The sequence below is a fragment of the Spirillospora sp. NPDC052269 genome, assembly GCF_040679435.1.
In the GTDB taxonomy this organism is placed as follows: domain Bacteria; phylum Actinomycetota; class Actinomycetes; order Streptosporangiales; family Streptosporangiaceae; genus Spirillospora.
This window is the reverse complement of record NZ_JBFAUU010000003.1, coordinates 515,391-540,703: the sequence shown is the minus strand read 5'-3', so window position 1 is coordinate 540,703 and position 25,313 is coordinate 515,391. Positions and strand designations below refer to the sequence as shown.

Genomic DNA, 25,313 nt, shown 5'->3' with positions numbered 1-25,313 from the left:
CCGGCGATGAGGGTCATGGTGCCGGGGCCGATCGGGACGCCGCCGACCCGGACGACCGACCGCTCGCGGTGGTTCTCGCGGCTGACGAGCTTGTAGGGGGCCGAGATCCGGACGACGTCGCTCACCCCCGCCATGGACCGCAGGCTGAGCGTCTCGAACGCCGCCACGTCGCCGACGAGCCCGATCACCGTCCGGCTCACCCCCCGGCTGACGAAGGCCGCGCCCCCCGCCGCGCGGACCCGGCCCGCGACCGCCTGCACCTCGTCCTCGGTGGCCTGGACGGCCATCACCACCACCATCAGCGCTCCTCACCCGCCAGGTCGCCGAGCGCCCCGGCCGCCATCATCCGGGCCCGGCCCTCTTGGCCGTGCCTCAGCAGTTCGTGAACCTCCCGTTCGGCGTCCGGCGTCCCCTCCAGCGCGGACGCCCGCAGCGCCGCGGCGGTGCGCGTGAGATCGCCGGCGACGTCCTCCAGCACCCCGGCGACCGGCAGGGCGTTGCCCACCAGGATCTCCGTCCAGAGCCCCGGTGCCGCCGCGGCCTTGCGCGTCACGTCCGCCACACCCCGCCCGGCCAGCCGCAACGTGGCGTCCTCGGCGGGCCGAAGCTGCGCCGCCATGGCCGCGGAGACCACGTGCGGCGCGTGCGAGACCAGCGCCGTGGCCCGGTCGTGCTCGGTCCGGCCGAGCCGGACGGGCTCGGCTCCGCTGGCCCGGACCAGCGCGAGCACGGCCGCGAGTGCCTCCGGCGCCGTCTCCGCGTCCGGGCACAGCACCCACGGAAGCCCGGCGAACAGGTCCGCGCGCGCCGCCTGCGGCCCGGACTTCTCCCGGCCCGCCAGCGGATGCCCGGCGACGAAACTCGCCATGTCGCAGCCCAGCTCCGACGCCTCGGCGGTGGGCCGCTCCTTCACGCTGCACACATCGGTGTACGCCCTGCCGAGACGCCGCTTCTGCGCGTCGGCCAGGGCGGACCCCACCTCGCGCGGGGGCACCGCGAGGACGACGACGTCGGCGGGCTCGTCCGGATCGTCCCCGGTCAGGGCACGTCCCGCGCCACGCCGCTCCGCCGCGAGCGCCACCCCCGGGTCCCGGTCGGCGAGCGACACCCGCCACCCCTTGGCCGTCAGGGCGAGTCCGAGCGACGTCCCCATCAACCCGCTGCCGACGATGACCGCCGTGCCTCCACCGGAGGGAGCCCCGGCCGCAAGGTCGGGCCGCAGCGCCGCCGCTCCGCCCAGGTACACGTGCGTCACCTCGGAACGCGCGTCCGGGAGCTCGACGTGCGCCAGCAGACGGACGACCCGCGGCACCGCGTCCGGCACGTCGATCTCCGACGCGCACATCAGCGGCACCTGGTCCAGCCCCATCTCCCGCGCCGCCGCGGCGGGGAACCCCGCGTTCAGATCCGGGCTGGCCGTGAACAGGATGCTGATCAGGTTCGCGGGCCCCACGGCGTTTCGCGCCAGCGTCTCGGCGACGAGCTCCCTGGTGACCGAACGGATGCACTCGGCGGAGTTCCGCGGAGCCTGAACGGCGCCACGAATGGCTCGAACCACCATAGGGAGAACCCCTAACGCTGAGAGGGGAAATCAACGCCGATCGAGAGTCCCTCACGGTAGCCAGCCGAAGGTGTCCACCGAAGGCAAGGTGAACCGCGCCCGATGACACTCCCTCACAGGGAAAATCGAATGGCCTCGCCGAGGCGTCGGACTATGGTCCCCTCGCTAGATGCCCGGCGGTTCGGCGGGGCCGTCGTGGTCCTCCCGGCGGTCGTGTCCGGTTGCCTCGCCGTGTCCGGCCTGGTCGACCCGGCCGGCCGGGGCCTCGGCGATGAGCCGTTGACGGCGGATCGCTCGCTCGATGTCGTGGACGGTGACCATCCCGAGGAGGTGGCCGTCCTCGACGACGAGGGCCAGGACGCCCCCGGCCAGGGGACGGCGTCCGAGCAGTTCCATGACCGGGACGGACGGGGCGACGCGGTACTCCGGCGGGACGCCGACGGCGACGGCGTCCATCCGGGACGAGGCCAGACCGCGGGCGAGGAAGCGGTCGAGCCTCGCCATGTCGACCACGCCCACGGGACGGCCGTCCACGTCCACGACGGGGAAGACCGACTGGTGCGAGTCGTCCACGATCCGGAGGGTGAAGTCGGCGATGGTGTTCCAGGCGGCGGCCACCTCGGGACGCGGCGTCATCACCCCGGCGGCGTCCAGCCCGCCCAGCGACCCCCTGACCTCGCGGGCGACCTGTTCGGCCTGGGATGCGCGCATCAGGAACCAGCCGAGCAGCACCAGCCAGAACCCGGCGACGCCCGCGAACAGCACCTCCACCACTCCCAGCCCCATCAGCCCCGCGCCGATGAACCGTCCGGCGCCGGTGGCCGCCCGGTCCGCGCGGGCCCGGTCGCCGGAGCGCCACCAGAGCAGCGCGCGCAGCACCCGGCCGCCGTCCAGTGGCGCGCCCGGCAGCAGGTTGAAGACGCCGAGCAGGAGGTTCGTCGCCGCGAGCCAGCCCAGCCCGACGTCGACCAGCCTCGGCGCGTGCCAGGCCTCGGCCAGGACCGCGCCCGCCCCGCCGACCAGGCCGAGCAGGAGGCTGGTCGCGGGCCCCGCGATCGCGATGGCGAGGTCGCCGCGCGGGGTCGGGGCCTCGGACTCGAACTCGGAGACACCGCCCAGCATCCACAAGGTGATGCTCTTGACCCGGACGCCCGACCGCAGCGCGACCACGCAGTGCGCCAGCTCGTGCGCCACCAGGCAGGCGAAGAACGCCAGGGCGACCAGCAGCGCGGTGAGCAGGTACACCACCGCGGGCAGCCCCGGCCGCGCCGGGGGAAGCACCCCGAGCGCCAGACCGCCGGTGATCAGCGTCATGATCACCAGCACCGACCAGTGCAGCCCCACGGGGATCCCGGCGATCGTTCCCAGCCGAAGGTTCTGCCTCATGGGACACCACCTCAACCTCCACCCTGCCACCCGGCGGGGCCCGCTCGCCGGGCGGCACCGGCTCAGGCGGTCGACGACCGCGAGCGGAGGCGGCCGTCGCGGACCTCGGCGATCCGGTCGGCGGCGGTGAGGTGGCTCCGGTCGTGGGTGACCAGCACCGTGGCCGTGCCCCGCTGGCGGGTGAGGCGGGTGATCAGGTCGAGGACGGCGGCCCCGCGTTCGTGGTCGAGGGCGCTCGTGGGCTCGTCGACCAGCAGGACGGACGGGGCGTTCATCAGGGCCCGGGCGATGTTGACGCGCTGGCGCTGGCCGCCGGAGAGCTGGTGGGGGCGGCGGCCCGCCTGGTCGGCCAGGCCGACCGCGTCCAGGAGGTCCAGCGCCCGGGCGCGGGCGCCGCGCGGCCCGCGCCCGCCGATCCGGGCCATCACCTGGAGTTGCTCGGCGGCGGTGAGGGAGGCCAGCAGGTTGGGCTGCTGGAAGACGATGCCGATCTTGTGGCGGCGCAGCTCGGCCAGCTCGCCGCGGGACAGGCCGGTGGTGGCGGCCCCATCGATGGTGACGGTGCCCGCGTCCGGGGTGATCAAGGTGGCCGCGACCGCGAGCAGGCTGGATTTGCCGGACCCGGACGGGCCGACCACGGCCGCCAGGGTGCCCTCGGGGACGTCGAGGGTGACCTGGTCCAGGGCGGTCAGGCGGGTGTCGCCGTCCGGGTAGGTGAGGGTGATGCCGGTCAGGTTGAGGCTCATCGGGCGCTCCCGAGGGCGGTCAGCGGGTCGACGGAGGTGATGCGGCGGACGGACAGGGCGGCCCCGAGGGCGCCGAGCAGGATGATCACGGCGGCCGGGACCAGGACGGTGCCGGGCGTGAGCAGGAACGGCACGGCCGAGCGGGCCACCAGCGCCCCCAGGGCGGCGGCGATCCCGGTGCCGATCAGCGTCCCTCCCGTCAGCAGGACCAGCGCCTGGCCCAAGGCGTCCCCGAGCAGGCCGGCGGTCGAGGCTCCCAGGGCCTTCAGGACGGCGACGTCGCCGCTGCGCTGGATCGTCCACACGGTGAAGAAGGCCCCGATGACCAGCGCGGAGATCGCGAACAGGAAGCCGCGCATCAGCTGCAGGGAGCCGTTCTCGGAGGTGTAGGAGCCGATCGCCGAGAGGGAGTCCCGGGTGGAGACCGTCTTGGTGCCGACCCGCCGGTCGACGGCCGCCGTGTCCGCCCCGGACGCGGTGTTCACCGCGATCACGGTGGCGGTCGGGCCCTGCCCGCCGCCGGTGGGCGGTGCGGTCCTGCGCCAGACGTCCAGGCTGGTCCAGATCACAGGAGTGTGGCTGAAGGAGGCGTCCCCCCGCACGGCGGCCACCTTCAACGGACGGCCCGCCAGGGCGAGGGAGTCGCCGGCCTTCACGCCGAGGTCGCCCGCGGCCGCGGTCGACAGCACCACCGCGCCGTCGTTGATCTCGCCGCTGTCGGGGGCGAGGCGGGAGCCGGGCTCGACGCCGAAGGCCGAGACGGCGGCGCTCCTGTTCCCGGCGGTGGCCCTGGTCGTGGTGATCCCCAGGGGATCGGCGCTCCGCACGCCGGGAGCCCGGGACCACTGCCGCCACTGCGCCTGGGTGACGATGGAGTCGGAGTACGAGAGCTTCTGGCCGCCGCCGGGAGCCTGGAACACGATCCGGTCGGCGGGCAGGCCCGTGATCGCCGAGACGTTCTGCCTGCCCAGCCCGGCGGTCAGCCCCGACAGCAGCCCGACCAGCAGGGTGATCAGGACGATGACGGCCCCCATCAGGGCGAAGCGCCCCTTGGCGAACCTCAGGTCTCTCCAGGCGACGAACACGGCCTCGACCTGTCCTTTCCGACGGTGTGAGCGGGTGTTCACCCACTCTCGCCGCCGGCCCCCGGCCCCCACATCCGGCGCAGGACGGCACTTGACGGGCCGAAAGACGACACGCGGGTTCCAACTTTCGATAGAGGCGGGTGGGAGCCCGGCCTCGTAGCCTGGGACGTACCGTGAACCACGTTGCTCCCGCCCTGACGCCGACCACCAGAGCCCTGTCCTGGTGCCTGCACCTGCTGGTCATCGGCCTGCTCGTCCTGACCGCCGGCCGGGCCCTGGCGGACGCCCGTCCGCACGCCGGATTGATCACCGCCGCCGCGACGGCGTGCGGCCTGGTGTACGCGGCCGGGCCCCTGCTGCCGGGCGTCCGGCGGTCGCGGCGGGCCGCCGCGCTGTGGCTGGCCGCCGTGGGCGCCGTGTGGCTGGTGCTGCTCGTCCTGACCCCCGACGCCGTGTGGGTGGCCTTCCCGCTGTACTTCCTCCAGCTGCACCTGCTGCCGCGCCGCGCCGGGCTGGCGTCCGTGGCCGCCACCGCCGCCGCGGCCATCGCGGGCTACGCCGTCCACCAGGGCTCCTTCAGCCCCGCCATGGCCATCGGCCCCGCGCTCGGCGCCGCCGTGGCGGTCGCGGTCGTCTGGGGCTACCAGGCCCTGTACCGGGAGAGCGAACACCGCCGCGCCCTGATCGAGGAGCTCACCGCCACCCGCGCCGACCTGGCCGCCGTCCAGCACACCGCGGGCGTCCTGGCCGAACGCGACCGCCTGGCCCGCGAGATCCACGACACCCTCGCCCAGGGCCTGTCCAGCATCCAGCTGCTCCTGCGCGCCGCCGAACGGGCCCTGCCGGGGTCACCGGAGAACGCGTCCCGCCACGTCGAGCAGGCGCGGCAGGCCGCCGTGGACAACCTCGCCGAGGCCCGCCGCTTCGTCGCCGCCCTCACCCCGCCCGCGCTGGAGGGCACCACCCTCGCCGGCGCCCTGGAGCGCCTGTGCGCCGCCACCTCGGCCCGGCACGGGCTCACCGCGCGTTTCCGGCTCACCGGCGAGCCCGTCCCGCTGGCCACCGCGCACGAGGTGGCGCTGCTGCGCATCGCCCAGTCCGCCCTCGCCAACACCGTCCGGCACGCCGAGGCCACCACCGCCGAGGTCACGCTCGGCTACGGCGGTGACCACGTCTCCCTGGACGTCGTCGACGACGGACGCGGTTTCGACCCCACCCGCCTGCCCGCCCCCGACCCCGAGACCGGCGGGTTCGGGCTGGCCGGCATGCGGGCCCGCGCGCAGGCCCTCGGCGGAATCCTCACCGTCGAGTCGGCCCCCGGCCACGGCACCGTCCTGGCCGCCCGGCTCCCGCTCGTCCCGTCCGTCCAGACCGAACCCGAGGCCCGCCCGTGACCGACACTCCCATCCGCCTGCTGCTGGCCGACGACCATCCCGTGGTGCGGGCGGGGCTGCGCGCGGTGCTGGAGACCGAGCCCGGCCTGGCCGTGGTCGCCGAGGCCGCCACCGCCGAGGACGCCGTCGCCCGCGCCGCCGAGGGCGACATCGACGTGGTGCTGATGGACCTCCAGTTCGGCCGCGGGATGGGCGGGGCCGAGGCCACCGCCCTGATCACCGCCCGGCCGGGAGCCCCCCGCGTCCTGGTCGTCACCACCTACGACTCCGACGCCGACACCCTGCCCGCGATCGAGGCCGGGGCCACCGGATACCTCCTCAAGGACGCCCCGCCCGAAGACCTGGCGGCCGCGGTCCGCACGGCGGCCGCCGGACGCACCACACTGGCGCCCGCGGTCGCCGACCGGCTGATGAACCGCCTGCGCACGCCCGGCGCCGCCCTGACCCGACGCGAGACCGAGGTCCTCACCCTGGTCGCGGGCGGCCTCTCCAACCACGCCGTCGGCGAGCGGCTCCACCTGACCGAGGGCACCGTCAAGTCCCACCTGGCCCGCATCTACGCCAAACTCAACGTCGACTCGCGCACCGCCGCCGTCGCCACCGCCACCGAACTCGGCCTCATCCGCCGCTGACCCGGGCCGGCGCGGAGCCGCCCGCCCACCGCCCTCGCTACTGGTACATCTGGCCGCAGACCGCGATGCGGGCGAGGTCGGCCCACGACATGGCGGTGATGTCCCGGACGTAGGAGCGCGGCAGGGCGGTGCCCACGGCGTCCGCCAGGGGGACGCGCGCGCCGTCGGCGGCGTCCCAGCCTCCGACGCTGCCCGCGACGGCGCACTCCAGGTACGTCGCCGGGTCGAAGTTGTACCAGCGGGCCGGGGTGGCGCGGCGGCCCGAGCCCGGCGGACGGGGCGCGTCGACGCCGAACCGGGCGCGCGGCCCCGGCGGGCTCTCGGTGAAGTCCTCCAGGTCGGCGAGCTGGGACAGCAGCACGCGCTCCCAGTCGCCGTGGTCGGACGGCTCGTCCCCGGCGAGCGCGAGGTCCTTGGTGCGCCACGCGGGGTCGAACGGGGGAGGCGGGGAGAGCGCGGCGGCGGTGAACATCGCGGCGACGTCGTCCGGCTCGACGCCGCCGCGGTCGCGCAGCGGGCCGCTCACCTTCCACAGCGCCCGCAGGAACGCCGACAGCGACCAGGACGCCGACCGCGCCTCCTGCCCGATGTGCAGGAAATGCAGGTACAGCTCGCGGTTGGTGCGCAGCGCCGGTCCCTCCGGACCCGCGACCCAGTAGTGCTGCTTGTGCGGGACGCCGCTCTCCAGCACCAGGGCCCGGGCGAGCGCCGAGATCCGCGAGTCGAAACTCGCCACCCGGAACTCGTTGCCGAGGTCGTCCTGACGCATGACGTCCCAGCCGTCCATCCAGCTCCTCCACGTTCGGTCTCGCGCGTGCCCGCTCCCGCGTCCCAGGGCAAAGTGTCCCATCCCGGGGCCATGCCGCCAGTAGCGACCACGTCACTTTCCGGACTCGGTTCCCTTCCCGGACACCGCGACGTCGGTGCGGCGTGCGGTCAGGACTTGGCGCGGTGGACGACCTGGAGGTCGGTGAAGCCGTACACGCCCCAGGGGCCGTTCTCGACGCCGACGCCGCTCCACTTGAAGCCGCCGAACGGCTGGTGCGGGGCGAGCGCGAGATGGGTGTTCACCCAGGACGTCCCGCACTCCAGGCGCCCGGCGACCTCGGCGGCGCGGTCGGCGTCGCCGCCCCACACCGAGCCGGACAGGCCGAAGTGGGTGCCGTTGGCGCGGGCGACGGCCTCGTCCAGGTCGCGGTAGGCGATCACGGGCAGCGCCGGGCCGAACTGCTCCTCGTCCACGATCCGGGTGCCGTCCTTGGCGTCCGCGAGGACGGTCGGCTCGAAGAAGTAGCCCGGACGGTCCATCGGACGACCGCCCGCCGCCGCCTTCGCGCCGCCCGCGAGCGCGTCGGCCACCAGCTCCGAGACCCGCTCGAACTGGGGCTTGTTGTTGATCGGCCCGAACCGCACGCCCTCGGACGTCCCGTCGCCGACCTTCGCCTCGCGCGCCCGCGTGGCCAGCGCCTCCACGACGTCGTCGTAGATCGCCTCCGGCGCGTACACGCGCTTGACCGCCGAGCAGACCTGGCCGTTGTTCATGAACGCCGCGCCGAACAGCTTGTCGGCGATGGCGCCCGGGTCCACGTCGTCCAGCAGGATCGCCGGGTCGTTGCCGCCGAGTTCGAGGGTGACGCGCTTCAGGTCGGGTGCGGCGGACGCGGCGACCCGCTTCCCCGTCGCGACGGACCCGGTGAAGCTGATCTTCCGCGGGACCGGGTGCGCCGTCATCCACGCGCCGAGCTCGTCGCCGCCGCTCACCACGTTCAGCACGCCCGGCGGCAGGACGTCCCGGAGCGCCTCGCCGAGCAGCAGGCTGGACAGCGGCGTGTACGGGGACGGCTTGAGCACGACGGTGTTGCCCGCGAGCAGCGCCGGGCCGAGCTTCCAGGCCGCGAGCAGCAGCGGGAAGTTCCACGGTGTGATCGCCGCGACGACCCCCAGCGGACGCCGCACGACCTCGACGAACGCGGACGCGTCGTCCTGGATGACCTCGCGCGGCAGCTCCAGGTCGGCGAAGTACTTCAGCCAGACCCCGGCGCCGACCGCCTCCATCGTCGCGTCGCCGAGCGGCTTGCCCTGCTCGAGCGTGATGACCCGGCCGATCTCCTCCGACCGCGCGAACAGCACGTCCGCCGCCGCGCGCAGCGCCTCGCGCCGCGCCTTCTCGTCGGCCCGCCACCCGGCGCGGGCCGTCTGGGCCGCGTCCATCGCCGCGTCGAGCTGCTCCCTCGTCGCGTCCGGCGCCTGCTCGGCGACCTCGCCGGTCGCCGGGTTCACCACCCCGAACGTCCCGGCCGCCGCGGCGGCCTCGCCGCCGATCGTCATCGTGTACCCGGCCATGGAACCTCCCACCTCGGCACCTTTGCCGAACGGGATTCAGTATTCACCCGCCGGACGATCACGACCACCCCGTCCGGCCCATGGATGCGCGGGACGGCCCTCGAGAACGCGCGCGGTAGGGCTAGGCCCCTGGAGGCAGCCCTACCCCGGGGCGCCTGCCAGCCGCATGGGCGGTGATCGTTTCGCGCCGTAGCGTCGTTCTCGCTGTGACGATCCGACCCGAAGGTGGTTTCGTGAAGAAGCTCATCGCCGCGGTGGCGGCGGCCGGTCTGGGCATCACCGGACTCGGCGCCGCGAGTGTGTACGCGGCGAGCAAGGACGCGGCGGGTGTGGACGCGGCGGCGGACTCCTCCGGCGCGTTCCGTCCCGCGCGCCTGAAGTGGCACGCCTGCGGCGACGGCATCGTCAAGGGGGCGAAGGCCTACGACCGCCTCGGCCCGGTCGCGGTCTCGAGGATCATCCAATGTGCCGAACTCGGCGTCCCGCTCGACCACGCCCGTCCCGGCGGTCAGAGGATCACGCTCCAGCTGACCCGGCTCCCGCACCGGGGCACCGGCAAGGCCAAGGGCGACATCGTGGTCAACCCGGGCGGGCCGGGCGCCAGTGGCGCCCTGTTCGCCCCCGCCTTCTACGCACTGAACTCCGCCCCGATGCAGGCGGCCTACAACGTCATCGGGTTCGACCCGCGCGGCATCGGCTTCAGCAAGCCCGCGATCAGGTGCGACCCGGACTACGGCAACGCCCCCCGGCCCGCGTACGGCCACGGCGACGCCGCGCTCGAAGCGAAGTGGCTGAAGCGGTCGAAGGCGTACGCGGACGCCTGCGCCCGCAAGTACGGCAAGGGTTCCGCGACGAACCTGCTCGACCACATGAAGACCATCGACGCGGTCCGTGACATGGACACGATCCGGGCCGCCCTCGGCACCCGGAAACTGAACTACTACGGCGGCTCGTACGGCACGTACCTGGGCCAGGTCTTCGCCACGGTGTACCCCAAGCGCGTCGGCCGGATGGTCCTGGACGGCAACGTCAACCCGGACAACGTCTGGTACGGCGCGCAGGCGCCACAGAACGTCGCGTTCAACGAGAACATCGAGTACTACTTCGGCTGGCTGGCCCGCTACGACGACCACTACCACCTGGGCAGGACCAAGGCGGCGGTCCGGAAGTTCTACTACGACCTGGAAGCCAGGCTCACCCGGACGCCCGTCGTCAAGAACGGAGTCGCGGTCGGCGCGGCCGAGCTCGTGGACTCCCTCCAGGACGTCGCGTACAAGCGCAGCCAGTCCGTATGGCACACCTACGCCGCCGGTCTCTCCGCCTACAAGTCCGGTGACACGGGCGCCTTCCTCGACACCTTCGGCGCCAACACCACCGGCGGCAGCGACGACAACGAGTTCGCCGCCTACCACGCCATCCAGTGCTCGGACGTGACGTGGCCGCGGACCTGGCGGAAGTGGCGCGCCGACACGACCCGCATGGACCGCAGGGCGCCGTTCGCGACCTGGTTCAACACCTGGTACAACGCCCCCTGCCTGTACTGGCGCGCCAAGCCGGGCACCCCGGTCCAGGTCGGCCGGACGCGGGACCTGCCCAAGAACATCCTGCTGTTCCAGGCCACCCACGACGCGGCCACCCCGTACGCCGACGCGCTGAGGCTGCGGAAGATCCTGAAGGGCTCGCACCTGGTCGTCCAGGACGGTGAGCGCACGCACGTCATCGTCCACCGCGGCGACCGGCGTCCGGGCGGTGTCGACGCCATCTTCGACGCCTACTGGCTGAAGGACAGGCTGCCCGCCCGACCCATCGTGCACGTCTCGCGACTCGGCGACCCGACCCCCGCGCGCGCCGCGTCCCCGTCCAGGACGTGAAGCGCGGTCAGCGGTGGCGGACGACCTCCACGCGCATGTGCGCGGACGGCCCGTCGTACCCGGTGCCGTCCACGGTGAAGCGTGTCCGCGCCCGGTAGTCCTCGAAGCCGAGGCGCGGACGCGGCGGGACGGCGAGTTCGAACCGGACGGTCCGCGACTCGCCCCGCGACAGCGGGCCGAGGGCGCAGTGCAGGCGTCCGCGGTCGCGGCGCGCGCAGCCCGAGTCGTCCTGGAGCCTCCAGACCTCGGGGACCGTCGCGTCCAGATCCACCGCGGTCACCGGACGACTGCCGTGGTTGCGGACCGTCCAACGCACCTCCTGGACCTCGCCCGGGAGCGGACGGCGGTGGTTGGCGTGCCCGGCGAGGCTGAGATCCGCCGGATACCGCTCGCGCCCGGCGGACGAACCCGTCGCGGCGCCGGCCGCCGGCCCGGCCGTCAGCGCGGCGAAAACCACCGCCGTCGCGGCCGCGAGGAACGCGAATGGACGTCTTCCCATCACTTCACCTTCCGTGATCGAACCTGCGCGGCACGCTAGTCCTCCGGCCGCCTTCGATCACCCATCGAGCGGTTCCGGCGCGTCGCGCCGCAGGTCGGAGCCGTTCTGGCGGTCGGCGGGGGAGTCCGGCGGCGCGATGGCCGGAGTCGGCAGGCCGATGGCCGGTTCCGGCGAAGCCGCTGGGCTTGGACGGACGGGCGGGACATCATCCCCCCATGCGATCACGACTCTCCGCGGCGATCGTCGCGGGACTGACGTTGACCCTGGCGGGAGGGACGGCGGCGGCCGCGGCCGCGTCGTCCCCGGCGGCGCCCTCGTCCAAGCCGGGGCTCGCCGGTCAGCATCCGTGCGACGGGCAGCCCGGCTTCACGTGCGCGACGCTCCAGGTCCCGCTCGACCACCGGGACCCGTCCAAGGGCACGCTCGACCTCCAGGTCGGGATGTCCGACAACACCGACGCCCCCAAGGGCACCCTGCTGTTCCTGACCGGCGGCCCCGGCCAGCCGGGCGTGCCCTTCCTGACCCGGATCATGCAGCAGCGGCTGCCGGACCTGGCGAAGAACTACCGGTTCGTCATGATCGACCAGCGTGGCACCGGCGCGTTCGGCGCGATCGACTGCCCGAAGATGCAGGCGGAGGTCGGCAGCTCCGACATCGCGCCCGCGTCCCGGGACGCCGTGGCCGAGTGCGCCTCCGTCGTCGGCGACAAGCGCAGCTACTACACCACCGAGCAGACCGTCGGCGACCTGGACATGTTCCGGAGCGCGCTCGGCGTGAACAAGTGGGTCGTGGACGGCGTGTCCTACGGCTCGTTCACGGCGGCGAACTACGCGGCGTTCCACCCCGGCCACGTCGACAAGGTCGTCCTGGACTCGGTGCTGCCGCACACCGACCCCAACCGCGAGCAGATGCTCTACACCACCGGGCAGCACGCCGTGGCCCGCGTCCTGCGCGCCGCCTGCCAGACCGCGCCCGCCTGCGGCTACGACCCGGCGCAGGACGTGGCCTACCTGGCCCGCCACCGCAAGGACGCCGTCCTGCTCTGGGACATGCTCGTCTCCTACGAGTTCGTCGACCCGTCCTACCGCGACCCGAACCCCTCCGGGCTGCCCGCCGGATCCGGCGACGTGATCGGCGCGATGCACGCCGCCCGGCTCGGTGACGCGACCCGGCTGGACGCCCTGATGAAGCTGATGGCGCCCGGCGGCGACCCGCTCGCGAGCTTCAGCGCGGGCCTGCACGAGGCCACCATCTGCGGCGACGGCAACTTCCCGTGGGGGACGTCCGAGACCCCGGTCGCGCAGCGCCCGGCGGCCCTCGACTACGCCCGCCGGCACCTGCCCGCGAGCGCGACGTGGCCGTTCACCTCCGCCACCGCCGCCGGCAACGGCTTCATCCAGGAGTGCCTGACCTGGCCCGTCGCCCGGCACACCGACGAGCCGAAGCAGAAGCTGCCGCCGGTGCCGATCCTGATCGTCAACGGTGACCACGACCTGTCCACGCCCATGGAATGGGCCAAGGAGGAACTCGCGAACGCCCCGCAGGGCAAGCTCGTCATCGTCAAGGGCGCGAGCCACTCCATCCAGAACCGCGAGCGCGGCACCCAGGGCCGCGACGCCGTCTACTCCTTCCTCAACGGCTGATCCACGCCCGCGAGACGCCGCCGTCCGGACGGGTCGTCCCCGTCCGGACGGCGGCGCGTTCCCACCTCACACCTCGAGCATCCGGTCCACCAGGTCGCGGTAGTCGCGCAGGGTCCGCCGGAGCCGCTCGGTGTCGGACGGCTCCCGGTCCCCGGTGCGCACACGACCGTCCAGCTCGCGCTTGCGCGCGGTCAGCGCCCGTCCGATCGCGGTGACCATCTCGGCGGCCAGCTCGTCCGCCTTCTGGACCGACTCGCCCGGATCGTCCACGAACGCGGACTGCAACGCGCGCCAGCGGTTCCGGTAGCGGGCGACCTCTTCCGACGGAAGCAGCACGTCGCCGAACCCGGAAGCCCTCGGACCGTGGTCCGCCGCCGTCCGATCAGCGGGCGCCCGTTCCCCGGGCGTCACGCCGCCGGCCACCTGAGGGCCGGACGCCTTGTTCGCCGACGCGGCGGCGCCGGGCTCCGGGACGCCGGGCGCGGGAACCCGGGGCCCGTTCTGCCCGCGGCCCGCGTGTCCTGCGACGACGCGATCCGAAGGCGGTGCGGACGATGTTCCCGGCACGTCAGGACGGCGCGGTTCGCGTGCCGGATCGGAATGGTCGGTGGACATGGTGATCAGCTCCTCGGCGCGGGGCCGCCGCCCCGCTGCTCGGTGGCGGCCCCGTGGGCGGCGGCCCCCTGCCCAGCAGGGCTTTCGGCGTGTTCTTCGACTCGATCCTGGGTTCGCTTCTCGGCCGGGTCGGGGACCAGCTCCTCGAACAGCGCGCGGTAGTGCACCATGGCCTGCCGCAGGTCCTCGGTCGACGTCTTCTCGCGGGTGGCGCGCAGGCGGATCTCGCGCCCGCGCCGGTAGTGGTCCAGGGCGCGGCTGTGCTCCACCGACAGGTGGGCCGCCCGGTCCTCGAAGTCGTGGGCGGGATAGCCGCGCTGGTCCATCACGACCGTGACGAGCTGGTCGGCCTGATCGAGCGCGGCCTCCGGGGCGTCCACGAACCTCTCCTGCACCACCGTCCACTGCCCGCGGTACAGCTCGCGCTGGCGTGGGTCCAGCTCGCGCAGCGACAGTTCACCGTGTCGGCGCTCGCGGTCGATCAGTTCGCGCTCGGCGGCGGCTCTGCCGCCCTGCCGTTCCACGGCGCGGTCGTACTCGGGTCCGAAACGCCGGCGCAGCCGGCGGGTGCGGGCCCGCCGGACGGCCGGCGGGGCCGCGGCCGCCACCGCGACGACGATCACGACGGCGACGACGACCATGACGGCGGTCGACATTGCGTCCTCCTCGTGCCTCGACTCCGACATGCGTCGGAACGAACGGGCCGCCGATGCCCCTCCGCTCCCCGTCGAAACGGACACGCTCCTGGGGACATGCCCTGAGCCGGGAATCGGTCAGGCCCGGATTGCTCCGGCAAACGGCGTATTCGCCACGAGATGCGGGTGTTCGTGGTCTGATGGTCCGGTGACCGCGCCCCCTCCCGGCGCGGCCGGGGTGAGGGGAGGTGACGCGCGGTGCGACACGCTGCCGGACTCCTCCTCGGCATCCTGCTGACCCCCGCGCTGCTGGCCGGGGCGGCCTGGGGCTACGCGCAGGCGGCCGCGTCCTTCGACGGCGGCGACCGGGTCATCACCGACCACACCCGCGGCTCCGGCGCGTTCGCCCTGCTGGCCGCCGTCGGCCTGGTCGCCGGGGTGATCATCGTCGCGCGCTGGGCGTCCCCGCTGGTCTCGCTCGTCCCGGCGCTGACGCTGCTCGGCCTCTCGGGGGTGTTCCTCGCCGACCCCGGCGCGGTGCTCGGCCTGCCCGCCCGGATGCACGCCCCGGACGACCTGGACTTCGGCCTCCGCATGCTCCTCGGTTCCGGGGTGGACGCGATGCTGGGCTTCGCGCTCCTCGTCCCCACCTGGGCCCCGCGCCGCTGGGGCCGCGGCCACGAACACGGCGAGGCCCCCGCCGAGTACTACACCCCGGCAGGTCGCTGACTCCCCAGGAGGCCGGCCCGCGGCTCCTTCGGGCGCGGGCCCCTGCCCGGCTCCTCGCGCGCTGAGATCCGTGGGCCTGTCGCGCGGATTCGTGATCAGCCGCGTGATCAGGTCCGGCCGCGCGCGACGCGCCGGGAGGGGGAGGGGCGGGAATGAAAAAGGCCCCCGACAGACTCGAGACAGAGGCTCGAGCTGCGGGGACCTTAGCGGCTACTGCGGGAGCCCCTTACGGGACGCTCACAGTGGGTCCGCTGGTCAGGAGGCGACGATGTTCTCCGCCTGCGGGCCCTTCTGGCCCTGGGTGATGTCGAACGTCACCTTCTGGCCCTCCAGGAGCTCCCGGAAGCCCTGGGCAGCGATGTTGGAGTAGTGGGCGAAGACGTCCGGGCCTCCACCGTCCTGCTCGATGAAGCCGAAGCCCTTTTCCGAGTTGAACCACTTCACAGTGCCGGTGGCCATATCGATCTCCTTCTCGTCGATCCCGGCCCCACACCGTGTGTGGCCGGGGACGCCGCGATGGCCCATCCGGAAGATCCAGAACAACAAAAATGCGCCTGTAGGTCAGATCCTACAGGCGCATGAAACATGTCTATGGGAACCGCAACTCCCCACACGCTAGCACACAGGGCCGGTTCCGCCCGGGTATCGCTGTGATTTTGGGCCCAGGTGTCGCCGAGCGGCCCCGCCACAGCGCCCTGGGGCGCATACTACAAGTATGAAATCTTCTGGACCCGCTGGTCGGCGCCGCCTGCCCACCAGCCCTTTCCCGCCCCCGCCCGCTGCTCCGCCCGTCCAGGAGTTCGCCCTCGAGGACCGGGTCACCCACGACAAGTACGGACTTGGGCAGGTCGTGGGGGTCGAGCCGGGACGCGCCGTCCTGGTCGATTTCGGCACCCAGAAGGTGAAGATCCTCTCGCCGTACGTGAAGCTCTTCAAGCTCTGACACCCGCGTCGACCCCGCTCCCGGCGCCCCGCCGATTCTGAGGCAGGGCGTCCACCCAGAAGAACAGCCGACGATCCAGGACGCGACGGTGTCGCGCCTGTCAGCAAGCCCGGCCCGGTGCGCGGGGGGCGCCGGGCTCACCCTTCGCGGAGCGCCCTCAGGGCGCCAGGACGCGAGGTCCGGTGCGGGGGTGGCTCCAGATCTGCAGCAGCGCACGGTCGCCGGTGCTGTGGAGGCGGAACCGGTAGTCGGCGTATCCCGCTGGTAGGGGCGGGAGCTCCACGGTCCGTCCCGCTACCTCGCGAAGCTCGACGGCGCCGTGGAAACGGCCGCTCAGTTCGGCCACTCGGTGGTGGGACGGATCGGGGCCGGGGTCGGCGGTGTCGATCACCACGGTCAGGCGCAGGTCGCCGTCCTGAAGATCCGGCCAGAACAGCACCGCTCCGTCCACCGCGTCGATCAGGTCGCCCGCGGACTCGGCACCGGCGGGCACCGGAAGGACGTCACCGAGTGACCCGCCTGGCCGGAGCAGCGCGAACTGGCCCATGCGGACCCGGAGAACGACGTCGATCTCCTCTCGCGTCGCGGTCGCCCTCCGGTCGGGAGCGAAATCGGTCGGGACACGGGCGGGGAAGCCGCGCTCGGCGATGTGGGCGGCGTACTCCTCGTCCGTCAGGCGCGCGGCGCGCTCGACGACGCCCGGCACGTCCCCCGGCTCGGGCGGTTCACAGGTGCCGATCATCGCGATGGCCATGGCGCTCCGCTCGGACGTGTCCGGGGCGGGCGGCGACCAGCGCTTCACCCTGCACATGCCGCACCTGCGACAGGGGACTCGTTGCACGTTGACGGTCCTGCCGGTGTGATCGAGTTCGGTGCCGGTGGGCTCCAGCAGGCCGGTCTCGGGGAAGTCGTGCCGGTCGCCGCACTCACGGATGATCAACGCCGCGGCGGCGTCGTCCCGGCTGGGGAAGGGCATCATCGGGCACCTCGCGGACGGGTCAGCAGGTCGTGCCCGTGGCCGTCACCGAAGGCGGCGGCGAGGGCGGGGTGGGCGAGCAGCGCGACCGGGGCGATGTGGTCGGGGGTGCGAGGCCGCCACAGCGGGAGCGCGTCGAGGACGTCCCGCCGCAGCGCCTCCGGGTCGTCCGCGTGACGATCGAGCGCCTCCCGGACGGCCGCGTCGAACGCGGGAGGGGCGCCGAAGTTCAGCGGGATCTCCTCGCCGCGGTGGCGGACGGCATGCCGCTCGGCGATGTGCAGGACCAGTTCGGGATCGTCCGCCGCGACGACGTCCTGGAGCGTCGACCGCCAGCTGTGGTCGCCGCGTTCGTGGTCGACGAACATCAGCGGCAGGAACTCCTCGGTGAACAGCGCCCGGGCGGACCGGTCGTCCGGCTCAATGAGCAGGTCGGCGACGATTCCCATGGCTTCCCTCTCACGTCCCAGGAAGCACAGGAGCTGTGCGAGCAGCAGTTGGGCGCGGGTGCTGCCGAACTCCATGGCTTCGCCGAAGACGGCCTCGGGGTCGTCCACGGCACCGGCGAGCGCGTCGACGCGGGCCTGCTCGACCTTCGCCTCCCACGCGTCGCGCGTCTCGCCCTCGGGCTGACGCATGCGGTGGAACTCGGCGTACAGGCTCTCCATCAGCGCGTGGAAGGACGCGTGTCGCTCGGGCGGCGCGGCACGCCAGGAGAACAGGGAGTAGGCGGCCCACTCACCGTTCTCGTCGACGTCTCCGGGGTCGAGGAAGAGGATGCCCGCGTCGGCCTCCGCCGAGATCAGCAGGCCCCGCGTCACCGGGCCGGTCCCGCTCTCCTCGTCCTCCTCACCTGCGAGGTTGTCCCACTCCGTCCAGTAGGACTCCAGGTCGCGGACCCAACCCAGGCCGGACGTGTCGGACATCCGGTTGACGAAGATGCCCGCGTCGCGCCAGCCGTCCGTCGTCAGCAGGAACTCCCGGTAGGACGGCGGCAGCCGCATCCCGATCCGTTCCTCCGCCGCCTCGACCGCCTCGGGGGTCGCCGGGGCGAAGCCGAGCCAGCGGTCGCGGACGACGTCCGGCTCGAGCGCCTCCGGTTCCTCGGCGGCCCGGATCCACTCCTTGCTCCACCGCGACAGCCATGGTCTCCATTCCATGCGAGCAGTATCCCGAGAGCCTGGGACAAAACGGCCGGTCGGTGACGAGCCGTCGACACGGGCGGACGCTCGGCAGGAAGCGGGGGCCGGGCGGTGCTCGACCTACCTCGCGGTGAGGCGGGCTCGCATTCCGGACGGAGTGAGGGTGGACGGGCCGAAGTAGGTGGTGATCGCGTCGATGCCGGGGACGTCCAGGTGCTGGTGCGTAGTGATGTGGGCGGCGGTGAGCGCGAGCACGGCGAGGCCGAGGTGCGAGCCGAGGCAGCCGCGTGGTCCGGACGCGAACGGCAGGAAGGCGCCGGGTTCGTGCGGACGGGCGGTGTCGAGCCAGCGTTCGGGGGAGAAGCGGTGCGGGTCGTGCGCCCACCAGCGCTCATCGTGGTGCAGCAGGTAGGGGCTGAACATGATGGCGGTCCCGGCGGGCACCTCGAACTCACCGAGCTTGACGGCGGTGACGGCGTCCCGGCCCAGCAGCCAGGCGGGCGGCCGGACCCGCAGCACCTCCTGCGCGAACGCCCAGGTGTAGGGGAGCGTCCGCGCCGGGTCGCCCGTGAAGTCGTCCGCGGCCGCCGCCTCCTCGCGGACGCGGTCGGCCTCCTCGGGGTGGGCGGCCAGGTGGTAGAGGATCCAGGACCAGGCGGCGCCCATCGTTCCGACGGCGCCGAGCAGCGTGAACCCCATCGCGGCCATCGCGACGTCCCCGGGGACGGCGTCGGGCTGCGCCTGGATGTGCCCGAGGACCGTGCCGGTCCCGGCCGTGGTGCCGGAGTCGAGCATGGGCGTGATGGTGTCGCGGACGCGCTCGTCGGCGTCCCGGACCCGGCGACGCAGCCGGGACGGCATCCAGGACGGGACGCGCACGGCGGCCTCGGCGGCGAGGCGGGCGGCGTCGAACGAGCCGAGCACGGCGTCCACCAGCGCGGGCGACTCGTCCGGGAGGTAGAGCGGCATCAGAGCGCGGACGCAGATCGCCCAGCACGCCTCGGTCGGGTCGAACCAGGCCCCGTCGAGGGCGGCCAGGTCGGCGGCGAGCGCGGCGCGCACGGCGGGCAGCCGGCTCGGCAGTGCCGCCGAACGGAGGGTCGGGGCGGCGAGCTGCCGGGCGTCCATCCAGCGGCGGGTCTGCTCGGCGGTCGGGAAGCGGCCGCCCTGGAGCGGGTTGGCGTTGGGCACCGAGTCGCGGTTGGTGCGCGCCAGCACCTCGGCGACCAGGTCCGGGGCGGTCACCACGACCACGCCGGTGTCGAACCGGAACACGTCGCCGTAACGGCGCCGGCAGTCCTCGAGAAAGCCCGCCGGATCGGCCTCATAGGCCGTCAGATGGCGCGCGAGAATGCCGCCGCGCGGTCCGGGAATCGTCTCTTTGACGCGCTGGGACACCCTGAACGCCGCCCTTCAGCCACCACCTGGAAAACATGCATGGAAAGGCGCGGTGCCGGTTTGCTGTTCACCCTGGACCGGCACCGCGCCACCGCCCCGGCTAGCGGAGGCGGTAGATGATGTAGCGGCCCTTCATCTGCGCCTTGTGCATGCCCAGGGCACGCTTGACCAGCCTCGCCATGGCCACCGTCCTTTCGGATCGCGCCGTTCCCGCACTCGCGGAAGGCGTGTTCGCCCATATAGACACACGGCACCGGAGCGGGCAATAGAGCACCTGTGCCGTTTTCGGCGCCGGAGCCGACCATATTTCCGTGCCGGTGGCGCTACCTGCGGCATTACTGAGAGAAGTGGTGTTGGTTCGTGCTCTCGGTGAATCCGCCGAGCATCCCGCTGTAAGGCGGTCACCGACTTCTACGGTTACTGAGGGCGCGGCGTCACATCTTCGTGTCGCGGGCGGTCCGGTCGGGTGGATCAGGGAGCGAGCACGACCGTCTTGCCGGGGAGCCGTCCGGCGGTGGCGTCCTCATGGACGGCGGCCAGTTCGGTCACGGGGCGGCGGGCGGCGACGTGGAGCCGGAGCCTGCCGGCGTCCAGCTTGGCGACCAGTTCGGTCAGCTGGGGTCCGTCGCTGCGGACCCACAGGCTCGAGCTGCGCACTCCCCGGGTGGGGTCCTCGGGAATCGGGCCCGCCGTGCTGGCGGCGACCCCGCCCTCGGCGACGTAGTCCGTCAGCCGCGCGAGTTCCTCAGGGGAGACGCGCACGTGGTTCACCACGACCTGGAAGGGGCCGCCCACCGCGCCCGGGCCCGCGGCGAGGTCGAGGGGAGCCGCGACCCGGTCCGCGCCGTAGCCCCGAAGGCGGTCGGCGTGCTGCGGCGCGTCCACCGCGGTCACGTGCGCTCCCGCGTCGACGGCGAGCTGCACCACGAGGCTGCCCACCGCGCCCCCGGCCCCGTTGACCAGGACGGTCCGACCCGGCTTCAGCTCGGCGAGCTCGAACGCCGTCTGCCAGGCCGCCAGGCCGGTCAGCGGCAGCGCCGCGGCGTCGGCCAGCTCGACCGTCCGGGGCGCCCTGGCCAGGGACTCGGCCGGGGCGAGGACGTATTCGGCGGCGCCGCCGGCCGAGTCGAGGGGCAGCATCGCCACGACCGGGTCGCCGACCTCCAGGCCCGTCACGTCCGCGCCGAGTTCGGCGACGGTGCCCGCCAGGTCGATCCCCGGCACGTAGGGGAGGGCGATCGGGATCATGTCGGCCAGGACGCCGGCGCGGATGTGGTCGTCGACCGGGTTGAACGACGTGGCCGCCACCCGCACCAGCACCTGCCCGGCGCCGGGGACCGGACGGTCGACGTCCTCGTAGCGCAGGACCTCACTGCCGCCGAACTCGTGGAAACGGATTGCCTTCATGGCTCATTCCTCCAGTGCGTGTTGATGTCATCGCCATCGGATGAGGCGATCGGGAACGGTGAGCACGCCGAGGCGTCAGGTCAGCTGCACCGACCGGGTGGAGTTGCCCATCACCATGCGGTCGATGGCGGTCACGGCGCTGCCGGGGTCGTCGGCGGCGCCGACGGCGAGCAGCAGCGGGACGAAGTGGTCGGCCGTCGGATGGGCGACCGCGGCACCGGGTGCCTTGGCGCGGTAGTCGGTGAGGGCGAGGCCGGGCATCGACATCTGCACGACGGGAATGTCGGCCGCGGCTCCGGATATCGCGACGGGAGCCTGTTCCCAGTGGGCCGAGACGACGACGATGGCCCGGGGTTCGGGAATCGACCGCGCCCAGTCGAAGAGGTCGCCCAGCCACTGCGGATCGTCGAGGGTGAACGGGGCGCCGTGGCTGACGAAAAGGCTGGGCATGGGTCCGTCGGACGGGCTCCACATCCGCTGTTCGCGTGCCTGCGGCAGAACTCTGGCGAGGAGGTCGTCGTACGCCGCGGCTGGTCTTCTCGACGGGAAAGGGGAGGTCAGGCCGCTCGGAGTGGTCATGGACATCAGCTCCTTCACTTGCCCAGGCAAGTCCGATCACTTGCCCAGGCAAGTTAAAGCTAGCCCGTGATGAGTTGCCTGGGCAAGTGAAATGAGTTGCCTGGGCATATGATGGAACTCATGGACACCCAGTCACTCTGGCTCGATGACGACCAGCAGGACGTGTGGCAGGCGCTGCTCACCGTCGTCATCGCCCTCCCGGCGACCCTCGACCGCCAGTTGCAGCGAGACGCGGGAATCTCCAACTTCGAGTACGGGGTGCTGGCCCGGCTGTCCATGGCCGACGAGGCCACGATGCGGCTCAGCGACCTGGCCCGGGACTGCGACAGCACCCAGCCCCGCCTGTCGAAGGTGATGGACCGCTTCGAGGCGCGCGACTGGGTCACCCGCCGCCCCGATCCCGGCGACGGCCGGTACACCCTCGCCACCCTGGCCGACGCGGGCAGGCAGAAGCTCGTCGAGAGCGCACCGGGACACGTCGCGCAGGTGAAGCGGCTCGTCTTCGATCCGCTCACCGCCGCTCAGCGGCGCCAGCTCGGAACCGCGCTCACCCGCATCGCCGCCACCGTCCGCCAGGAACTCGAAGGAAGCTGAGCGCCGCCCTCGCGGAGAGCCCGCTGAGCGCTGCCCTCGGGCGGTCCCTCCGCGCGGATGCCAGAAGGCTCTCGCGCGTCGCTCTCTATGCCTGCTGCAGGTACGTCTCGAACGATCGGGGCCGCGTCTACTGGTAGGAACCCGGCGGGGCTGGCGAAAAACGGGAAGGCCGCCCGGCACCGAAGGGGGGATCGGTGCCGGACGGCCTGGCAGGACGCGGCTGCGCGGAGGGGTGCGCCACTCCGCGCAGCCGCGGGCCTGGTCGTTACTGCTTGGCCTTCGTGACGAAGTCCGTGGTGTAGGTCTTGGACAGGTCGATGGTGTCCTTCTTGCCCTTGACGTTCGGGGAGAACTGGGAGAGCACCTCGAGGACGTTCTTGGCGCCCTCCGCCGGCATGACGCCGTCGGCGGTGAACATGCCGATGGAGTCGGCGATGGCCTTCTTGTACAGGGCCGGGTCGCCGCCCGCGTAGTCGGCGGGCATCTTCGCGGCGATCTCGTCCGGCTTGTGGGCCTTGACCCAGCCGAGGGTCTTCACGAAGGCGTTGGCGAGCTTCTGCACCGTCTCCGGGTTGGACTTGACGTAGTTGCAGTCCATGTACAGCGACGCCGCCGGGTAGAGGCCGCCGAGGGCCTTCTGGGTGCCCTCCTTGGTCCGCATGTCCAGCATGACCTTGGCCTTGCCGGACGTGGTGAGCTTGGCGATCGTCGGGTCGGTGGTCATGCCCGCGTCGATGCCGCCGTTGCCGAGGGCCGCGATGAACGTCGCGCCCGCGCCCGCCTTGACGGTGGTGTAGTCCGACGGCTGGACGCCCGCCTTGACGGCCAGGGCGCGGGTCAGGAAGTCGGTGGACGAGCCGGGGCTGGTGACGCCGAGCTTCTTGCCCTTGAACGCGGAGGGGGAGGAGATCTTGTCGGCCTTGTCGGCCGCGACCATCTCGGCCTCGCCGGGGACGTCGGCGAACTGCACGACGCTCTCGAGGCACTTGCCCTTGGTCTGCAGGTCGATGGTGTGGTCGTAGAAGCCGACCACGCCCTGGACGTCCCCGGAGATCAGCACGTTCTCGGCGATCGCGCCGGCGGGCTCGGTCAGCAGCTGGACGTTGAGGCCCTGCTCCTTGAAGTAGCCGAGCTGCTCGGTGAGCTTGGCGGGCAGGTAGATGACCTTGTCGATGCCGCCGACCATGATCTTGACGGTGCCGCCGGAGTCGCCGGCGGAGGACGACTTGGAGCTGCGGCAGGAGGTGAGGGACAGGGCGGTCATCGCGGCCAGGGCGGCGGCGGTGACGCGGTAGGAGGTGCGCATGGGGTGGGGACTCCTGAGGGGACGGGGGTGAGGGGGATCAGACGGGGTTGCTGTCGGCGGCCGACGGCGGGCGCCAGCGCAGCAGCCGGCCCTCGAGCATCGTCAGCAGCCACTCGGCGAGCAGCGCCAGCACGGTGATGATGATCATTCCGGCGTAGATGCCGGCCGCGTCGAAGGTGCCCTGGGCGTGGTTGATCAGCAGGCCGAGGCCCTTGTCGGCGCCGCTGTACTCGCCGACGACCGCGCCGATGATCGCGAATCCGAACGCCGAGTGCAGCGAGGCCAGGATCCAGGACGTCGCGGACGGCACGACGACGGTGCGCAGCACGGCCCACCGGCCGGCGCCGAGGATCCGCGCGTTGTTGACCAGGTTCCGGTCCACCTCGCGGGCGCCCTGGAAGGCGTTGAAGAACACCGCGAAGAACACCAGGACGAACGCCGTGGCGACCTTGGACTCCATGCCGAGCCCGAACCAGATCACGAACAGCGAGGCCAGGATGATGCGCGGGATGGCGTTGGCGGCCTTGATGAACGGCGCGCACACGTCCGACAGGAAGCGGCTGCGGCCGAGCACCACGCCCAGCACGACGCCGCCGAGCGAGCCGAGGACGAAGCCGAGGACGGCCTCGCGCAGCGTGTAGGAGATCTGCTCCCAGATGGAGCCCTGCGAGGTGCCGTTGGAGAACCAGTCGACCAGCCGGTCCCAGATCGCGGTCGGGCGCGAGTAGTAGAACGGGTCGATCCAGTTCCGCGCGGCCAGCTCCCAGGAGCCGAGCCACACCGCGACGAGCACGATCCGCATCAGGTTGATCATGAGTCGGCGGCGCACGGCGGCGGCCTTGGCCTGGGCGACGGCCCTGGCCTCCTCCTCCGGGGTGGGCGCGGCGGACGTCGAGGCGGCCGCCGGGGCCTTCACGTCATGCGGCACGACCGGTCCCCCTCTCGCGGGTGATCTGGACTTCCTCGCGCAGCGACTCCCACACCTCGCGGTAGATGTCGAGGAACTCCGGCGTCAGGCGGACCTCCTCGGCGTCGCGCGGGCGCTCCAGCGGGACGTCGAAGACCCCCTTGACGGTGGCGGGCCCGGCGGTCATGACGACCACCCGGTCGGCCAGCACCAGGGCCTCCTCCAGGTCGTGGGTGACGAAGATGACGGCCGCGCCGGATCCGGACCACAGCCGCAGCAGCTCGTCCTGCATGAGGCTGCGGGTCTGGACGTCCAGGGCGGAGAACGGCTCGTCCATCAGCAGGATGGACGGCTCGTTGACCAGGGTCTGGGCGAGGGCGACGCGCTTGCGCATGCCGCCGGACAGCTGGTGCGGGTAGTACTTCTCGAATCCGGCGAGGCCGACGCGGGCGACCCACTCGCGGGCCTTCTCGCGCGCCTCGCGCTTGCCGAGGCCCCGGTAGCGGGGTCCGGTCGCGACGTTGTCGAGGACGGAACGCCAGGGGAGGACGGCGTCGTTCTGGAACATGTACCCGACGCCGTCGGGGATCCCGGTCACGGGCTCGCCGTGGACCCGGACCGTCCCGGCGGACGGCGGTTCGAGGCCGGACACCAGGGACAGGGTGGTGGACTTGCCGCATCCGGTCGGGCCGACGACGGCGACGAACTCGCCGGGCGCGACGGTCAGGTTCAGGTCGCGGACGGCCGTGTGGAGGCCGGCGCCGGACCGGAAGCGTTTGGTGGCCCCGTGAAGTTCGATCACCGGGGCTTTCTGCTGGGACATGCCCGGCAGAGTAGGAAGTGACCGGGGTCACCCGGAACCCTTGTCCGCGAAGCCCGCGCAATTCGCATAACCGCACGTTAAGCGTGTTGCGCGGGTTCT

25 protein-coding genes and 2 pseudogenes are annotated in these 25,313 nt (G+C 72.7%); 7 read left to right on the top strand and 20 right to left on the bottom strand.

Annotated features, from left to right (window positions below; genetic code table 11):
* The 6 genes and pseudogenes from AB0L06_RS09000 to AB0L06_RS08975 all read right to left on the bottom strand — a co-directional run.
* A pseudogene (locus AB0L06_RS09000) lies at window positions 1-299 on the bottom strand (3-deoxy-7-phosphoheptulonate synthase); the annotation flags it as partial.
* Window positions 299-1,171 carry a prephenate dehydrogenase gene (locus AB0L06_RS08995; protein ID WP_500230389.1) on the bottom strand — a complete coding sequence of 291 codons (873 nt, stop codon included), beginning with the start codon at window positions 1,169-1,171 and terminating at the stop codon, window positions 299-301. The gene AB0L06_RS08995 and the pseudogene AB0L06_RS09000, both read right to left, overlap by 1 nt.
* A 33-nt stretch (window positions 1,172-1,204) precedes the next feature.
* Window positions 1,205-1,561 (bottom strand): annotated as a pseudogene (aroH, locus tag AB0L06_RS08990) (chorismate mutase); the annotation flags it as partial.
* A gap of 165 nt (window positions 1,562-1,726) precedes the next feature.
* The gene (locus tag AB0L06_RS08985; protein WP_500230379.1) at window positions 1,727-2,947 is read right to left on the bottom strand and encodes a site-2 protease family protein; all 1,221 of its coding nucleotides are present in this window, start codon (window positions 2,945-2,947) and stop codon (window positions 1,727-1,729) included.
* Between the two features lie 62 nt (window positions 2,948-3,009).
* Window positions 3,010-3,693, bottom strand: coding sequence for an ABC transporter ATP-binding protein (locus AB0L06_RS08980; RefSeq protein WP_500230378.1), 684 nt, complete (start codon window positions 3,691-3,693; stop codon window positions 3,010-3,012).
* A complete protein-coding gene (locus AB0L06_RS08975; protein ID WP_500230377.1) occupies window positions 3,690-4,778 on the bottom strand; it encodes an ABC transporter permease in 1,089 nt (362 codons plus the stop codon). Before AB0L06_RS08975 ends, AB0L06_RS08980 begins: the two co-directional genes overlap by 4 nt.
* Before the next feature lie 173 nt (window positions 4,779-4,951).
* Here AB0L06_RS08975 and AB0L06_RS08970 point away from each other — a divergent pair, with 173 nt between their 5' ends.
* Together AB0L06_RS08970 and AB0L06_RS08965 are read left to right on the top strand one after the other, a co-directional pair.
* The gene (locus AB0L06_RS08970; protein WP_500230376.1) at window positions 4,952-6,172 is read left to right on the top strand and encodes a sensor histidine kinase; all 1,221 of its coding nucleotides are present in this window, start codon (window positions 4,952-4,954) and stop codon (window positions 6,170-6,172) included.
* Window positions 6,169-6,804 carry a response regulator gene (locus AB0L06_RS08965; RefSeq protein WP_500230375.1) on the top strand — a complete coding sequence of 212 codons (636 nt, stop codon included), beginning with the start codon at window positions 6,169-6,171 and terminating at the stop codon, window positions 6,802-6,804. Before AB0L06_RS08970 ends, AB0L06_RS08965 begins: the two co-directional genes overlap by 4 nt.
* Before the next feature lie 37 nt (window positions 6,805-6,841).
* Here the strand turns inward: AB0L06_RS08965 and AB0L06_RS08960 are convergent, their stop codons facing one another.
* Together AB0L06_RS08960 and AB0L06_RS08955 are read right to left on the bottom strand one after the other, a co-directional pair.
* Window positions 6,842-7,591, bottom strand: a complete 750-nt coding sequence (locus AB0L06_RS08960) for a hypothetical protein (RefSeq protein WP_500230374.1) — start codon at window positions 7,589-7,591, stop codon at window positions 6,842-6,844.
* A 149-nt stretch (window positions 7,592-7,740) separates the two neighbouring features.
* Complete coding sequence (locus AB0L06_RS08955; protein ID WP_500230373.1) at window positions 7,741-9,159, bottom strand: aldehyde dehydrogenase family protein; 1,419 nt, start codon at window positions 9,157-9,159, stop codon at window positions 7,741-7,743.
* A 221-nt stretch (window positions 9,160-9,380) separates the two neighbouring features.
* Between AB0L06_RS08955 and AB0L06_RS08950 the strand changes: the two genes are divergently transcribed.
* Entirely contained in the window at window positions 9,381-11,018 is a 1,638-nt protein-coding gene (locus AB0L06_RS08950; protein ID WP_500230372.1) for an alpha/beta fold hydrolase, read from the top strand.
* A gap of 7 nt (window positions 11,019-11,025) precedes the next feature.
* On the opposite strand, the gene AB0L06_RS08945 is transcribed toward AB0L06_RS08950, so the two are convergent.
* On the bottom strand, window positions 11,026-11,517 hold the full coding sequence (locus AB0L06_RS08945) for a COG1470 family protein (RefSeq protein ID WP_500230371.1): 492 nt from the start codon (window positions 11,515-11,517) through the stop codon (window positions 11,026-11,028).
* A 215-nt stretch (window positions 11,518-11,732) separates the two neighbouring features.
* Between AB0L06_RS08945 and AB0L06_RS08940 the strand changes: the two genes are divergently transcribed.
* Window positions 11,733-13,160, top strand: a complete 1,428-nt coding sequence (locus AB0L06_RS08940; RefSeq protein ID WP_500230370.1) for an alpha/beta fold hydrolase — start codon at window positions 11,733-11,735, stop codon at window positions 13,158-13,160.
* Between the two features lie 66 nt (window positions 13,161-13,226).
* Here the strand turns inward: AB0L06_RS08940 and AB0L06_RS08935 are convergent, their stop codons facing one another.
* Window positions 13,227-13,775: a hypothetical protein gene (locus AB0L06_RS08935; protein ID WP_500230369.1), complete on the bottom strand. Its 549-nt coding sequence runs from the start codon at window positions 13,773-13,775 to the stop codon at window positions 13,227-13,229.
* Window positions 13,776-13,780: 5 nt separating this feature from the next.
* On the bottom strand, window positions 13,781-14,431 hold the full coding sequence (locus AB0L06_RS08930) for a hypothetical protein (protein ID WP_500230368.1): 651 nt from the start codon (window positions 14,429-14,431) through the stop codon (window positions 13,781-13,783).
* A 237-nt stretch (window positions 14,432-14,668) separates the two neighbouring features.
* Between AB0L06_RS08930 and AB0L06_RS08925 the strand changes: the two genes are divergently transcribed.
* On the top strand, window positions 14,669-15,139 hold the full coding sequence (locus AB0L06_RS08925) for a hypothetical protein (protein ID WP_500230367.1): 471 nt from the start codon (window positions 14,669-14,671) through the stop codon (window positions 15,137-15,139).
* 255 nt (window positions 15,140-15,394) lie between these two features.
* Here the strand turns inward: AB0L06_RS08925 and AB0L06_RS08920 are convergent, their stop codons facing one another.
* Window positions 15,395-15,598 carry a cold-shock protein gene (locus AB0L06_RS08920; protein ID WP_500230366.1) on the bottom strand — a complete coding sequence of 68 codons (204 nt, stop codon included), beginning with the start codon at window positions 15,596-15,598 and terminating at the stop codon, window positions 15,395-15,397.
* A 256-nt stretch (window positions 15,599-15,854) separates the two neighbouring features.
* Between AB0L06_RS08920 and AB0L06_RS08915 the strand changes: the two genes are divergently transcribed.
* Window positions 15,855-16,082, top strand: coding sequence for a hypothetical protein (locus AB0L06_RS08915; protein ID WP_500230365.1), 228 nt, complete (start codon window positions 15,855-15,857; stop codon window positions 16,080-16,082).
* 157 nt (window positions 16,083-16,239) lie between these two features.
* Here AB0L06_RS08915 and AB0L06_RS08910 read toward each other — a convergent pair whose 3' ends face one another.
* The 5 genes from AB0L06_RS08910 to AB0L06_RS08890 form a co-directional block, all read right to left on the bottom strand.
* Complete coding sequence (locus tag AB0L06_RS08910; RefSeq protein ID WP_500230364.1) at window positions 16,240-17,058, bottom strand: hypothetical protein; 819 nt, start codon at window positions 17,056-17,058, stop codon at window positions 16,240-16,242.
* Window positions 17,058-18,218 (bottom strand): SMI1/KNR4 family protein, encoded by a 1,161-nt coding sequence (locus AB0L06_RS08905; protein ID WP_500230363.1) that lies wholly within the window; start codon window positions 18,216-18,218, stop codon window positions 17,058-17,060. Before AB0L06_RS08905 ends, AB0L06_RS08910 begins: the two co-directional genes overlap by 1 nt.
* Before the next feature lie 102 nt (window positions 18,219-18,320).
* Window positions 18,321-19,598 carry a cytochrome P450 gene (locus tag AB0L06_RS08900; RefSeq protein ID WP_500230362.1) on the bottom strand — a complete coding sequence of 426 codons (1,278 nt, stop codon included), beginning with the start codon at window positions 19,596-19,598 and terminating at the stop codon, window positions 18,321-18,323.
* 471 nt (window positions 19,599-20,069) lie between these two features.
* On the bottom strand, window positions 20,070-21,005 hold the full coding sequence (locus AB0L06_RS08895; protein WP_500230361.1) for an NADP-dependent oxidoreductase: 936 nt from the start codon (window positions 21,003-21,005) through the stop codon (window positions 20,070-20,072).
* 75 nt (window positions 21,006-21,080) lie between these two features.
* The gene (locus AB0L06_RS08890; protein ID WP_500230360.1) at window positions 21,081-21,584 is read right to left on the bottom strand and encodes a hypothetical protein; all 504 of its coding nucleotides are present in this window, start codon (window positions 21,582-21,584) and stop codon (window positions 21,081-21,083) included.
* Window positions 21,585-21,704: 120 nt separating this feature from the next.
* Between AB0L06_RS08890 and AB0L06_RS08885 the strand changes: the two genes are divergently transcribed.
* Complete coding sequence (locus tag AB0L06_RS08885; RefSeq protein WP_500230359.1) at window positions 21,705-22,178, top strand: MarR family winged helix-turn-helix transcriptional regulator; 474 nt, start codon at window positions 21,705-21,707, stop codon at window positions 22,176-22,178.
* 265 nt (window positions 22,179-22,443) lie between these two features.
* On the opposite strand, the gene AB0L06_RS08880 is transcribed toward AB0L06_RS08885, so the two are convergent.
* The 3 genes from AB0L06_RS08880 to AB0L06_RS08870 are packed head-to-tail and all read right to left on the bottom strand — an operon-like array spanning window position 22,444 to window position 25,214.
* On the bottom strand, window positions 22,444-23,484 hold the full coding sequence (locus AB0L06_RS08880) for an ABC transporter substrate-binding protein (protein WP_500230358.1): 1,041 nt from the start codon (window positions 23,482-23,484) through the stop codon (window positions 22,444-22,446).
* A 37-nt stretch (window positions 23,485-23,521) separates the two neighbouring features.
* Complete coding sequence (locus AB0L06_RS08875) at window positions 23,522-24,412, bottom strand: ABC transporter permease (RefSeq protein ID WP_500230357.1); 891 nt, start codon at window positions 24,410-24,412, stop codon at window positions 23,522-23,524.
* On the bottom strand, window positions 24,402-25,214 hold the full coding sequence (locus tag AB0L06_RS08870) for an ABC transporter ATP-binding protein (RefSeq protein ID WP_500230356.1): 813 nt from the start codon (window positions 25,212-25,214) through the stop codon (window positions 24,402-24,404). Before AB0L06_RS08870 ends, AB0L06_RS08875 begins: the two co-directional genes overlap by 11 nt.
* Window positions 25,215-25,313 lie beyond the last annotated feature (99 nt).